This is a genomic window from Clostridium sp. YIM B02555, assembly GCF_022320955.1.
Classification (GTDB): domain Bacteria; phylum Bacillota; class Clostridia; order Clostridiales; family Clostridiaceae; genus Clostridium; species Clostridium saccharoperbutylacetonicum.
This window is the reverse complement of sequence record NZ_JAKJJY010000024.1, coordinates 37,251-51,688: the sequence shown is the minus strand read 5'-3', so window position 1 is coordinate 51,688 and position 14,438 is coordinate 37,251. Positions and strand designations below refer to the sequence as shown.

Sequence of the window (14,438 nt, the reverse complement as noted above, 5' to 3'; positions counted from 1 at the left end):
TGTTCCACTTTCTGCTTGTCATAAATTTACTTTAGGAACATGCAGAAATGGGTGCATCCTTCCACTTAGAACCCATCCAGCGAAAATTTCATTAGTCCGCTGTAATAAATATGTGTTTAATTTCGGTAAGTTCCGCATATGTCTAATTCTTGCTTTGGATATCTATAATGATTACATTTCTTTATTTATACATATAATCTCTTGTCCATTGTAAGTCATTATTTACGCCCTTATTAAACAAGAATTGATGGATATTTATATTTCCAGAATTAAAAGATGCTGCACATGCATTTAAATATAATCTCCACATTCTTATAAAAGTTTCATCCTTTGTTTTTCTTATCTCAGGCAATGCTTCTTCAAAATTTCTTGCCCAATGTTCAAGGGTTCTTCCATAATGTAGTCTTAAATTTTCTACATCATTTACATCAAAATTTCTTTCTGACATTCCACCAATTAATTCTGTAATCGCTGGAACATATCCACCTGGGAAAATATATTTATTTATCCAAGTATTATTGCCTCCAACAATACCAGTTATACAATGAAGTAATGATACACCATTATCAACCAATAGCCTATCTATAGTTTCAAAATATTCTGCAAGATGGTCTTGTCCAACATGTTCTAGCATACCTACACTTACTATTTTATCAAATTTTCTATTTTTTAATTCTCTATAGTCTACTAGTTTAACTTCAACTAATTCTTCCAAATTCTCTTTTTTTATTCTTTCTGTAACTTTAGCTAACTGTTCATTACTTAAGGTTATTCCCATAGCTTTTACTTTGTATTGTTTAGCTGCTGAAATTATAAGTTCACCCCAGCCACAACCTATATCAAGCAAAGTCTCTCCTTCTTTTAAATCAAGCTTCTTAAGAATATGTTCAACTTTATTTTTTTGAGCTTGAGTCAAAGAATCATTCTCGGATTTAAAATATCCACAAGAATATGTCATGGTATCATCAAGCCACAATTTATAAAAATCGTTCCCTATATCATAATGAAACTCAATATTTTTCTTACTGTTTTTTAGATTATTTGTAACTTTACCTAATAGTGCAGCATATTTAGCACTATTGCTTAAAAAACTTTCCTTGTTATTGTATAACGATTCTATTACTTTTTGAACGCTTCCTTCAATGTCTATTTTTTTAGTCATATAAGCTTCCCCAAAGGTTAAGGAAGGATCCTTAATGATATCCGCTTTTGGAATTGGTTCATTAAAGATTATCTTAAATTGAACTTCTCCCTCTCCATAAATCTCTGAACTTCCATCCCAAAGCTTTAATTCAAAGGTATCTGAGAATAAATTTTTGAATAATGTTTTGTAAAATACTTTGTCAATAATCACAATTGTCATCTCCTATTTTAAATTAGTTATCATATTTAAAAGATAAATATATAAAACTAGGCACATGAAACAACAAATCAAATACTCATTATATATTACAAATGAAATAGTTATATAAATTGCACTTATAGTTTTAAAAACATCATAACTTCCACTTGCACTCTATAACTTAATGGTCTATTATTTTTTATTGTGTCTAAGTTGTTATCACAATTTAAGCAACATATATTAATTTGTAATGTAGTAAAATCCCTTCTCATTTTTATTCTGATACCCCTAAATGAATCTTATTAATTCAAAAATTTATCTAAATAAATTTAAGCTAACCTTTTGAATACTTACAAATCAGTATTCAATTCCAAATGTTTTCTAACAGCTGTTGCAGCTGCCTCAAAGTCTTTTGCTTCTAAAGCTTTCCATATTTCCTCATGTTGAGTTTTAACTAACTCTTTATTTAAAGTATGAACTTTTGATTTTTCTATATATTTCTCAATTAAAGATGATATAGAAAACATTATAGTTGAAATTAAATTATTACCTGAAGCCTTAGCTATTTTATAATGAAATTTTTTATCTAACGAAACGCTTATTTCAGCATCAATAGTTTCATTTAATTCATTCATTATTTTCTTTAATTCTATAAGCTGTTCGTCAGTTATGTTTTTTGCAGCAAGAGCTGCTATTTCTGGTTCAATTACTCTTCTTAGTTCAAGAACCTCTTCATCTTTACTTCCAAGAAGCAAAAATACTATAGATAAAGGTTCAAGCAAGCTATCCTCAAAATTTTCCTTAATAAAATTTCCTTCACCATGCTTAGATTCTATAAGGCCAAGCATTTGAAGAGCTTTTAATGCTTCTCTTACAGAGGATCTACTAACTTCAAGCCTTTCACACAAATCTCTTTCAGAGGGTAACTTATCACCAGTCTTTAATTCACCTTTTTTAACAATATCTTTAATCTGTTCCATTACCAGTTCATATATCTTTAGGTTTTTAACAGGACTTAACACTTATATCTTCCTCTCAAAAGTTACTATCTTATTTTTTTGATAAATAATTAAATAATTCATTGTAGTTTTTTTCCACCAAAGGTTCTCTATTTTTTGACTTCGCGATTTTATTGTTGTGTATCTCTATATTCTTCTTAAAGTTTTCTAAGGTATTTAATATCGCTTCCCTAAAAAGTGGTATAACATCAATTATTTTTTTAACTCCATATACATACTCATCATCGCTAAGCGTAAAGCATTGGAATAACCCAGAAGTCAATCTTCCATCAGCAAAAATGTAAATATATCTATCACTCATTTCATTAGATAAATTAACTTCAATTTTATGTTTATATAATCTAAAAATAATATCATTCTTTTTTATGAATATTGGAAATATACTTGAAAAAAGTGTTGTTATATCATTTTCTTCTTTATCTATTAAATCAGAAAAATCATTTTCATTAAGTTTTGTTAATATTTCCTCAGTAAATATTCTATTTTTTATTTCTTTACCAAGTTTCAATTTTAGTTTCTGCTCTTTTTCTTCATTTAACAAATTATCAAGAGAATTTAATAACTTGTTAAATGTACCCCCGCTTTTCTTTGAATTATCCTTGTTCGTAATCACAATATCCCCTCCATAAATAATTTATTTAAAAAAAGTTGAAAATAAATTCCAAATTATTGGTCCTACAATTACTGTTATTATTCCTGAAATTGCAATAGTCAAACTACTCATAGCACCTTCAGTTTCACCTATTTCCATAGCTTTTGCTGTTCCAACTGCATGGGATGCATTCCCCATAGCAATTCCCATAGCTACACTATCATTTACTTTTAATATTTTATTCAAAAACGGACCAATTATAGAACCAAATATACCTGTAATTATAATAGCAACTACAGTTATGGCAGGCAATCCTCCCAATTGATTTGATAATGCCATACCTATAGGTGTTGTAATAGATTTTGGTATTAATGATTTTGTTAGTTCGCTTGACAGTCCAAATATTTTTGAAATCCCAATTACACATATTATTCCAGAAACAACACCACATAAAATTCCTACTAAAATAGGTACTGCATTTTTCTTAAATAAAGAAAACTTTTTATATAAAGGTAATGCCAACGCTACAGTTGCAGGCGCTAAAAAGAAAGAAATCACCTGCCCACCATTATTATAATCTTCATATTTTATATTAAATTTTGACAAAAATATAAGTAAAATTATTATTGCGATAAGTAACGGATTAAAAATTGAAAGCTTTAGTTTTTGCTTTATAAAATTACCAATTTCATAAGCAATTAGCGAAATTAAAACTCCAAAAACCGGAGATGCTATGACATCCTTCATCTTGAAACCACCCTTCTTAACATTTTTACAACATATGCAGTCACAACCCAAACTACTACAGTAGAAATAAGAATTATAACTGAAAATGATATAGCATTACTCTTCAATATATCAAGGGATGTAATTAACCCTACTCCAGCTGGTACAAATAAAAATGACATATGGGATATTAACACATCACATATATCTTCAATCATTTCCATTTTAACTATGCCAAATGATAATCCTAAAAATAATATAATAAGTCCAATAACTGTACCTGGTATAGGCAAATTAAACACGGATTGCAATATGACACCTAGAAAATACGCCATTAAAATAATCATTAGTTGTTTTAAATACTTCAAAAAATCACCTCATCTATATGTTCACCCATTTAAATTGGTATAGTGGTCATACCACTTGTTATTAATATACCACATTCGCTTTATGTTTTCAACAAATACCGAAGGAAAAAGTAAGTGCCCAAAAAGTGAATTAGTTCTTGGTTGCAGGAAAGTTCCGTATTGCAGCATAGCTGCTCTTTTTATAGGTGTATATTATATCTATTCTTCTATTTTTAAAAAACGTTGTCAAAATTTCGGAACATCCTTCATCATATAGCCACTTTACCTCTAAAGATGAATTTAACCATTTATTATTTGTAATATTAATCACTGAACCACAAGCTCCCATATCTTTATTGAAAGTTCCTATATAAAGCTTAGATATTCTACTTTGAGCAATTGCACTGGCACACATTGGACATGGTTCTAGAGTTACATACATTTCTGCACCATTTAATCTCCAATCTCCTAAGAAATTCGATGCTTCCTTGATTGCTAAGATTTCTGCATGGGCTGTACTATCCTTTAAGGTCTCCTTTAAATTATGAGCCTTCCCTATAATAACACCATTCTTTACAATTACAGCACCTACTGGAATTTCTCCCTTATTCATAGCTGAAATTGCTTCCTCTTTTGCCACTTCTAAAAAATCAATCATAAACACAGCTCCTATTACAAATTTTCTTAATAAAATTTATTTCAATTGTTCTTTTTTAATATTCTAACATATACTATAAATATAATATCATTCACTTTATGCTCATTAATTATAATCATCAACAAAATAATAAAAAAAGCAGAAGGGATGCCAATAATTAATTAAAAGCATATCCCTTCTACAACTAACTTAAATCTGCTATTTCAATTCATTTAAAGTAGGCATTGAAGCTATTGCACCATAATTAGTACATGTAATTGCTCCAACCTTATTAGCGAATGAAACTATTCTTTTCCATTCTTCAAAGCTTACATTTTGTTTATCTTCAATTTCTGATATTTGTTTCAATACAGCTCCAACAAAAGCATCTCCAGCTCCCGTTGAATCTATCTGTCTAATCTTTATAGATGGAATTATATCATGCTTCCCATCAACACTTAAATATGTCCCCTTTGAACCTAAAGTAATAGTTACAACTTTGACTCCAAATTCATGTAATTTTTTAACCCCAGTATCTATATCTTTTTCTTTAGTTATTAATAATAGCTCTTCATCACTTAATTTAGTAAAATCACTTTCTTTTAAGAATTTAATACAATCTTCTACAAAGCAAGCTAATTTATCTGGAGTTATTAATGCATCACGATAATTTGGGTCAAAAGATACATAGATATTATTAGTTTTTGCATAATCTAATAATTTATAATATGTGTTTTTTAATTCTCCATCTAAAAATCCTGTTGCTGAACCAAAATGAATAATATCTGAACCAGTTATTTTTGATAAATCAATATTATCAAAGGAATAAGCTCCATCGCTACCTCTTAAAAAGTCAAAGTTACGCTCCCCATTCTCATCAATTCCCACCAAAGCAATAGTTGTACTTCCATCTTCCACTGTCATTTCAGTGTTTATTTTAAGATTTTTTAATAACTCAATTAGGTGTTTACCAAAAAAATCATTTCCTACTTGACCTAAAAAATAAGCGTTTCCTTCTAATTTTGAAATACTTGCTGCAACATTAGCCGGTGCTCCTCCAGCTTTTTTTTCAAACTTTTCTCCGTCCTTTAAACCTTTATTGTCAACACAGACCATGTCAATTAAAAGTTCTCCAATACAAAAGATATTACTCTTCATAGCTAACACTCCTTAAGTTCCACATGCTTAATTCCTTGATTTTTATTTCATAATCATTTTTTATTTGAATTTCTAATTGTTCTTCCTTAGGAAAGTACATTAAAGTCGTCACTTCTAACCCATCCTGATAATATATTTCAATAACTGAACTATCAATAAACATATGTAATTTTAATTCTTCTTCAGCTTTTAATTTAAATTTTCGTATTCCTTTTCCACCTAAAGACATATTGGTTCTATCTATAATGAACACTTCTGCTTTCTTATCATAAGTCAATAATATATATTCATCATTAAACTTAAGTTTTATTTCCAGCTTGGCATCTTTAGTCATATCTAAATTCAACATAATTTCTTTACCTTTAGAATTTAACTCTAAATTATATTCATCACACACATAATTTTCAATTTGCAATTCTTGAGTTTGTCTTAAACCTCCTAATTTATCAAAAGGCTTTTGATAAAGGACATTATCTTTATATTCTAATACCCGTGGCAAAGTTAATGAATAAATCCATCCTTTTTCAGAAGTTGGATACTCAGAATCCTTATCTGGCATTCCAATCCATCCAATTAATATGTTTTTATCTTCATATTTAAACACTTGTGGAGCATAAAAATCAAACCCCATATCTAATTCTTTAAATTCCGTATGTTTTCTAAGTTCCACCTTTTCTAGATCTAAATTCCCAATAACATAACCTGATTGATATATATTTTGATATTTAAATTCTTCACTTTCTAATCCTTGTGGTGAAAAAATAAATGCATATTTATCCTCATATAGCTTTATCATATTAGGGCATTCCCACATGTATCCAAAATCATGCATGTTAGTTTTTAACTCACCAAGAAGCTTCCATTCTTTAGAATTTCTTGAGTTATAAATTAAAGCCTTACCCTTTAGTCCTTCTGTTTGAACTCCAAGAACCATATAATCCTGCTCATCCTTAATAAAAACATATGGATCTCTAAAATGAGCAGTATATCCGTCTGGCTGCTTTTGTATGATAACGCCTTCCTTCTCAAGAGTTCCATCTTTATGGTAGGTAGCAATACATTGATAAGATTCACGCTCATTATTAGAATTTCTTACATTCCCTGTATAATAAAGCTTAAGGTCATCACCTTTCACAACTCCGCAGCCTGAATAGCAACCATTCTTATCAAACCAATCTTCTGGTTTTAATACAACTTTAGGCCTTGTAAAATTAACAAAATCAGTCGTTGTAACTAGTGCCCAATGCTTTGTTTTATGCTCACATCCAAAAGGATTCCATTGATAAAATATATGAAATTTATTATCATAATAATTTAGTCCATTTGGATCATTGATTAGACCAAAGGGTGCTTCTATATGAAAATTATTTCTCCATATATTCTTCTTTTTAATGCTATAATAGTTATTTATTTCTTCATTTACTTCTTGATATGATTTTGGGTTTAGCATCCTCTTCCTCTTTTCTTATTTATTTAATCTCTCTTACACTCTCCCTTTCAATTAATTTTAAAGAGGTATCACTATTTTCCTCCAGCCCTTTTCCTTCAATCAAATCTAGAATTCCTTGAGCTGATTTCATACCAATTAATTCATAATCAAAAGCTACCGTTGTAAGAGTTGGATATGAAACACTTCCTATATCATATCCACCAAAACCAGCAACTGAAATTTCATCTGGAACTTTAATTTTATTTTCATGTAAATATCTAAGTATCCCAAGGCATATATTATCTGTAGCACATACTATAGCTGTTGGATTATATTTTAATACTTCTTCTGCCTTATTATATGCACAAATAAATGAGAAATCTGTTTCTACAAATTGAACTTCACACTTAGAGTTATTTTCCTTTATTGCCTCAATAAATCCATTTTTACGATCAACTCCAACTGCCTTATCCCATTCATTTACACCTAAAAATACTATGTTCTTATGACCTTTAGCTTTAAAATAACTTCCCATTATTCTTCCTGCTTCGTAGTCATCTATTTTTATATAATTAATAAACTCATTTTTTTGCCCAGAAAATATCGTTGGAATTCTAAGTTTACTTGTTAATTCAATATGCTTTTTGGTAATTGCCATAGAATTAATAATTATCCCATCTACACCTTGTTGATTAAGGCTGTTTATATTAGCTAATTCCTTATCAAGATCTAATTCACTAATTAAGATAATACCTTGATAACCGTTTTCTTTTAATTTCTTATTAACTCCATTTAAGAACTTTCCAACTGTAACTGAATCAATTCTTGGTATTACAATACCTATTAATCCACTTTTTTTAGTTTTTAATCTTTTAGCAAAAAAATTAGTTTCAAATCCCGTCTTTTCAATTGCTTCTCTTATTTTCTTTGAATTTTCTTCACTTACATATCCATCATTTAAATATCTAGAAACACTACTCTTAGATACATTAGCCATATTAGCAATATCCTGAATTGTAACTTTTCGATCCATATTATCCTCCAAATAAATTAAGTTAATATTATTATATAACATTATTCAACGTTATTGAAAATAACTTGCTTTATTCAAATAATAATCTTTATATAGCGAGATAGATTTAGTAATTATGCTAATTACTAAATCTATCTGTGTTTCCATATATAATTTTCTAATGGTGTTTATTCTTCAACTTTAAAGAAGAAGAAGGTTAAACAAAATGCTACTGCAAAGGCTATTGCATTTATTAAAATGTATGCAGGTAAGTTATTTACATATAAAAGCATACCTGGAAGTGCTGTAATTCCCATTCCTGTACCTGCTAATTGAAGCATTGCTGCAACCATTCCACCTACTGCTCCACCTACACATCCAAAAGCAAATGGCTTTATGAATCTTAAATTAACACCAAATATTGCTGGTTCAGTAATTCCTAAAAATGCTGGGATTGCTGATGAAATGTATAATGAACGTTTCTTTTTATCCTTTGTCTTAAATGCTACTGCTAAAGCTGCTGCTCCTTGTGCTACAATACCACATGTTATTATTGCATTAAATGCATCTTTTCCTGTACTTGCTAATAATTCAACTTCTAAAGCGTTCAATGCATGGTGAACTCCAGTTACAACTATAAGTTGGTGAACTCCTCCAATTATAAATCCTCCAATTCCGAATGGAAGCCCCATGAAGGCCTTGATTGCTCCAAATATTAATTGTTCAGCATTATGCATGATTGGTCCAACTATTAATAATCCTAATATCATCGAAAATAATAACGTAATAAATGGTGTAACTATTAAATCTAATACATCTGGTACTACTTTCTTTAAAGCCTTTTGAGTCTTAGCTGCAATGATTCCAAGTACTAATGCTGGTAATACAGATCCTTGATATCCTACAACTGGAATAGTTAATCCAAGTAAAGAAAGATATATTGGCTGAGCTGTTCCCCCTGCTACTGCATAAGCATTTGGTAAACTTGGTGATACAAGCATTAAACCTATTACTATACCTATAACTGGTGTTCCACCAAACTTTTTCATTGTTGACCATGCAACTAAAGCTGGTAAGAATGCAAAAGCTGTATCAGTTAATACTTGAGTGAAAAGCACGAAATTATCGCTCATTTGAACTCCCAAGTTTTGTAATAACCCTCTTAATCCCATGAACAATCCTGTTGCAACTAATACTGGAATTATTGGTACAAATACATCACCAAAAGTTCTTGAAATCTTTTGAGCCATTGTCATTTGACTATAAGCTTCTTCTTTGTTATTGCCTGTAACTAACTCTGAGTTTTGTCCAGCTATAACATCATAAACTTTATTTACGAATCCTGTTCCAAGGATTATTTGAAATTGTGCTGCTGCAAAAAACTGCCCCTTCACTCCATCTATATTTTCAATTGCTTTTTCGTCAACTTTACTTCTGTCATTAAGTATCAGTCTTAACCTAGTTGCGCAATGTTCCATTGATTTAATATTTTCTTTTCCACCAATGTGTTCTAAAATTTCTTTTGCTACTTGTTGTTCTTTCATAACATATCCTCCTATTTTTATTTTCAAATCGTTTTCATGTTCTTATGATATCAGTTCCACATTTATATGTCAATATGTTTTATATTTTTTTATTTGATAATCATTTTATCTGAAACATTCCTGTTTTAGCCATTTAATTTGTTCTTGTTCTGAATTTATTATATCTTTTTATTTGATGATACCAGTTCCACTTTTTTCTGTTTTCTATCAATTGCAGAAAGTAGACTGCATAAAAAAATACCATCAGCATTAAGCTAATGGTATAAAAAATTTAAATTATTTTAACGATTCATCTTTTGAATATAAACTATTTTAACTATCTTTTCCATCTCTTCATTTAGCGCTAATTGAACTACTTTATTGTTGTTTAACTCAAAAGTATATATGTTCAATCCATTTATATTACTATTATAATATGCTGTTGCACCTTTTTTTAAAGCATCTTTTCTCTCAGTTAAATATACTCTTCTAACTTCAGTTCTATCAATTTTTTGAGCAATTTTTCTTCTGCTTGCATTGTACACTTTTGTTACAGTAATATCACCATTAAACAATTCATATTCATAATCTATATACATAAGGTAACTTCCAACAAAAAATGCAGCAGCTACTATTGCTAATGCTATTGCTATTATAAGTGATGCAAATATGAGCATAAGTGCAATTACTCCAAAGGCAATTGCTAAATTTTTAAACATATTACTAATTCTTTTTGGTTTATCCGATGCAATAAATTGTTCTAAAACAACTTCCATTTTTCTGCCACCCCACTATACTATTATCGTTATAATAACTATTTTAAAGTATTTGAAAATATTTTCAAGTCTATTATTTAAGCTAAAATCTACGAATTTCAGTATTTTGTGAAATGTCACATTATTCTAGTAATATTTAATCTAAAATTTAAGATTTTTTCCAAATTTAAAATCAATAAATTTATGATAATTCAAATGCTCCAGTATATAATTGATAGTATTTACCTTTTTCTTCAATTAGATCATCATGATTTCCTCTTTCAATTATTCTACCTTGATCTAGTACCATAATTACATCAGAGTTTTTAATTGTTGAAAGTCTGTGGGCAATTACAAAAACTGTTCTTCCATTCATTAACTTATCCATACCATCTTGAACTATTTTTTCTGTTCTTGTATCTATACTTGATGTTGCTTCATCTAGTATTAATACAGGTGGATCTGCTATGGCAGCTCTTGCTATAGTTAATAATTGTCTTTGACCTTGTGAAAGGCTTCCTCCATCTCCAGTTAAGACAGTATCATATCCTTGTGGAAGATGCTTAATAAACTGATCTGCATTTGCTAACTTTGCTGCTGCATGTACTTCTTCATCTGTAGCATCAAGTTTACCATATCTAATGTTATCTGCAACTGTTCCTGTAAAAAGATGAGCATCTTGAAGTACTATTCCAAGTGAACTTCTTAAATCATCTTTTTTGATTTTGTTTATATTTATTCCATCATATCTAATCTTTCCATCTTGTATATCATAAAATCTATTTATTAAGTTTGTAATTGTAGTCTTACCAGCACCTGTTGCTCCAACAAAGGCAATCTTTTGTCCTGGTTTTGCATAAAGTTTTATGTTATGAAGTATGATTTTTTCATCATTATAACCAAAATCCACATCATCAAATACTACTTCTCCATTAAGCTTAGAGTATGTAGTTGTACCATCTTCATGAGGATGTTTCCATGCCCAAATTCCAGTACGTTTTGTAGCTTCAGTTAGGTTTCCATTTTCATCTTCATTTGCATTAACTAAAGTTACATAGCCTTCATCCATTTCTTTCTTTTCATCAAGAAGAGTAAAGATACGTTCAGCTCCAGCTAAGGCCATTATTACAAAGTTAAATTGTTGCGACATTTGATTTACGGTTTGGCTAAAGGTTCTTGTTAATTGTAAGAAGGTTGCAAGAGCACCTAAGGTAAATCCCCAAAAACTATTTATAGCCAAAATTGATCCAACTATAGCAACTGAAACATAATTTATATATCCTATGTTACCCATGATAGGCATTAAAACATTAGCATATTTATTTGCATTATTCGCACTATTACAAAGCTCATCATTTAACTTATCAAAGTTAATTTTAGCTTCTTCTTCATGACAGAATACTTTAACAACTTTTTGTCCTTCCATCATTTCTTCTATATAACCATTAACTGCACCTAAATCCTTTTGTTGAAGTCCAAAGTATTTTCCACTTTTAGCACCAATAGTTTTAGTAACTTTAAACATTAATAATATAATTAATGCTTCAACTACAATTAGGGGTAAACTTAAACGAATCATAGCAATAAGTACGCCAATTACTGTTATAATTGCTGATAATAATTGCGGTACACCTTGGCTGATCATTTGTCTTAAGGCATCAGTATCATTTGTGTAGAGGCTCATTACATCTCCATGAGCATGTGTATCAAAGAATTTAACTGGCAATGCTTCCATATGTGAAAACATATCATCTCTTATCTTTTTAAGAGATCCTTGAGAAATATACATCATCATACGGCTATATGCATATGTTGCTATAACACCAACATAATAAACAAACGCCATCATAGCCATCATTTCAAGTAATGGTCCAAAATCAGGAGAACTTTGTCCTAATAATGGTGTTATATACTTATCTATTAAGTCTTTTATAAAGGTTGTTCCATAAACATTAGCAAGAGAACTTATAATTATAGTTATTATTACCATACTAAATAAAAATTTGTATTCCTTTAGTATGTAAATCAGCAATCTTTTTAAAGTCTTTAAAGAATTTTTACTCATTTTAGCATGTCCATGTGCACCACGTCCACCTGGTCCACGAACTGCTCTTGGCTTAGCATTATTTTGACTCATTATTATCAGCTCCCTTCACTTGAGATTCGTAGACTTCACGATATATAGCATTGTTTTTCAATAACTCATCATGAGATCCAAAGCCATCTATTTTACCATCATTTAATACTATAATTCTGTCTGCATCTTCCACTGAAGAAATACGTTGTGCAATAATAATCTTTGTAGTATCTGGAATTGTTTCTTTAAATGCCTTTCTAATTAAAGCATCCGTCTTAGTATCTACTGCACTTGTTGAATCATCTAAAATTAATATTTTAGGTTTCTTAAGAAGTGCTCTTGCTATACATAATCTTTGTTTTTGTCCTCCAGATACATTGCTTCCACCCTGTTCAATATAAGTATCATATTTATCAGGTAAAGTTTCTATAAATTCTTCAGCTTGTGCTTGTCTGCATGCTTCAATTATTTCTTCATCAGATGCATCTTTCTTTCCCCATCTTAAATTTTCTTTTATAGTTCCTGAAAATAATACATTCTTTTGTAATACCATTGAAACTTCATCTCTAAGAGTTTCAATATCATATTTTTTAACATCAATTCCACCAACTTCAACAGTTCCACTTGTTGTATCATATAATCTTGGGATAAGTTGGACCAATGTAGATTTTGCACTACCCGTTCCTCCAATAATTCCTATAGTTTCACCTGAATTGATTTTTATATTAGCATCTTCCAATACACACTTATCTTTGTCTTTACTATACGAGAAACTTACACCATTAAATGTGATTGCTCCATCTTTAACTTCATATATTGGATTTTCTGGATTAGTTAAATCACTTTTCTCATCTAATACTGCAATAATTCTTTCTGCAGATGATTTTGACATAATTACCATTACAAAAACAAAAGACATCATCATAAGACTTATCATAATATTTGTTGTATAAGCAAACATACTCATAAGTTCACCAGTTGTCATTGAACTTCCAACAATCATTTTTGCTCCAAGCCATGAAAGAAGTAAAATGCAACTATAAACTGCAAATTGCATAGCTGGTCCATTAATTATTATTAATTTTTCAGCTCTTATAAAAAAATTGTACAGAGTTTCAGAAGCTTTATAGAACTTATTTGTTTCATGTTCTTCTCTGACAAAAGCCTTTACAGTTCTAATAGCAGTTAAATTTTCTTGTACACTAGCGTTCAAATCATCATACTTCTTAAAAACTTCCATAAAATATGGATGTGCTTTTGTCATTACAAAGTATAATACGAAACCTAAGAAAATAATTGCTCCCAAAAATACTAAAGCCAATCTTGCATTAATATAAAAGCTCATTGCCATTGCAAAAATAAGCATAAATGGAGCTCTTACAAACATTCTTATTAACATTTGGAACGCATTTTGAACATTTGTTACATCTGTTGTAAGTCTTGTTATAAGTCCAGCTGTGGAATACTTGTCTATATTTGAAAATGCAAAATCTTGTATATTGTAATACATTCCTCTTCTCAAATTTCTAGCAAAACCAGTTGATGCACTTGCAGCAAATTTTCCTGAAAAAACACCACATGCAAGAGATAGAAATGATGCACCGAGCATTATAGCTCCATAGATACATACATATTTCATATTACTTTTATTTACTCCATTATCAATTATCGATGCCATTAATACTGGAATAATTGTTTCCATTATTGCTTCTAAGGCAACAAATAGCGGTGTTAACATTGTGTCTCTTTTAAATTCAGCTATATAACTAGCTAATCTTTTTATCATAATAATCCTCCTTTTGTTAGGTTTCTAACTACTAG

Annotated in this window: 13 protein-coding genes; all 13 read right to left on the bottom strand. The window is 29.7% G+C overall.

Annotated features, from left to right (window positions below; all coding sequences use genetic code 11):
• Positions 1–181 precede the first annotated feature (181 nt).
• Entirely contained in the window at positions 182–1,354 is a 1,173-nt protein-coding gene (locus L3B98_RS24020) for a cyclopropane-fatty-acyl-phospholipid synthase family protein (protein WP_343073707.1), read from the bottom strand.
• Positions 1,355–1,692: 338 nt separating this feature from the next.
• Complete coding sequence (locus tag L3B98_RS24015) at positions 1,693–2,364, bottom strand: FadR/GntR family transcriptional regulator (RefSeq protein ID WP_238918523.1); 672 nt, start codon at positions 2,362–2,364, stop codon at positions 1,693–1,695.
• Between the two features lie 28 nt (positions 2,365–2,392).
• The gene (locus tag L3B98_RS24010) at positions 2,393–2,974 is read right to left on the bottom strand and encodes a hypothetical protein (protein ID WP_077366582.1); all 582 of its coding nucleotides are present in this window, start codon (positions 2,972–2,974) and stop codon (positions 2,393–2,395) included.
• 21 nt (positions 2,975–2,995) lie between these two features.
• Positions 2,996–3,700 carry an LrgB family protein gene (locus L3B98_RS24005; RefSeq protein ID WP_015395688.1) on the bottom strand — a complete coding sequence of 235 codons (705 nt, stop codon included), beginning with the start codon at positions 3,698–3,700 and terminating at the stop codon, positions 2,996–2,998.
• On the bottom strand, positions 3,697–4,047 hold the full coding sequence (locus L3B98_RS24000; protein WP_015395689.1) for a CidA/LrgA family protein: 351 nt from the start codon (positions 4,045–4,047) through the stop codon (positions 3,697–3,699). Before L3B98_RS24000 ends, L3B98_RS24005 begins: the two co-directional genes overlap by 4 nt.
• 130 nt (positions 4,048–4,177) lie before the next feature.
• Positions 4,178–4,684 (bottom strand): nucleoside deaminase, encoded by a 507-nt coding sequence (locus L3B98_RS23995; RefSeq protein ID WP_238918522.1) that lies wholly within the window; start codon positions 4,682–4,684, stop codon positions 4,178–4,180.
• A 198-nt stretch (positions 4,685–4,882) separates the two neighbouring features.
• Positions 4,883–5,821: a carbohydrate kinase gene (locus L3B98_RS23990; RefSeq protein WP_238918521.1), complete on the bottom strand. Its 939-nt coding sequence runs from the start codon at positions 5,819–5,821 to the stop codon at positions 4,883–4,885.
• The gene (locus L3B98_RS23985) at positions 5,811–7,271 is read right to left on the bottom strand and encodes a sucrose-6-phosphate hydrolase (RefSeq protein WP_077366585.1); all 1,461 of its coding nucleotides are present in this window, start codon (positions 7,269–7,271) and stop codon (positions 5,811–5,813) included. Before L3B98_RS23985 ends, L3B98_RS23990 begins: the two co-directional genes overlap by 11 nt.
• A gap of 19 nt (positions 7,272–7,290) precedes the next feature.
• On the bottom strand, positions 7,291–8,283 hold the full coding sequence (locus L3B98_RS23980; RefSeq protein WP_238918520.1) for a LacI family DNA-binding transcriptional regulator: 993 nt from the start codon (positions 8,281–8,283) through the stop codon (positions 7,291–7,293).
• A gap of 167 nt (positions 8,284–8,450) precedes the next feature.
• Entirely contained in the window at positions 8,451–9,806 is a 1,356-nt protein-coding gene (locus tag L3B98_RS23975) for a sucrose-specific PTS transporter subunit IIBC (protein ID WP_077366587.1), read from the bottom strand.
• A gap of 281 nt (positions 9,807–10,087) precedes the next feature.
• Entirely contained in the window at positions 10,088–10,561 is a 474-nt protein-coding gene (locus L3B98_RS23970; RefSeq protein WP_077366588.1) for a hypothetical protein, read from the bottom strand.
• A 181-nt stretch (positions 10,562–10,742) separates the two neighbouring features.
• Positions 10,743–12,677: an ABC transporter ATP-binding protein gene (locus tag L3B98_RS23965; protein ID WP_238918519.1), complete on the bottom strand. Its 1,935-nt coding sequence runs from the start codon at positions 12,675–12,677 to the stop codon at positions 10,743–10,745.
• The gene (locus L3B98_RS23960) at positions 12,664–14,403 is read right to left on the bottom strand and encodes an ABC transporter ATP-binding protein (protein WP_238918518.1); all 1,740 of its coding nucleotides are present in this window, start codon (positions 14,401–14,403) and stop codon (positions 12,664–12,666) included. Before L3B98_RS23960 ends, L3B98_RS23965 begins: the two co-directional genes overlap by 14 nt.
• Positions 14,404–14,438: the final 35 nt, after the last annotated feature.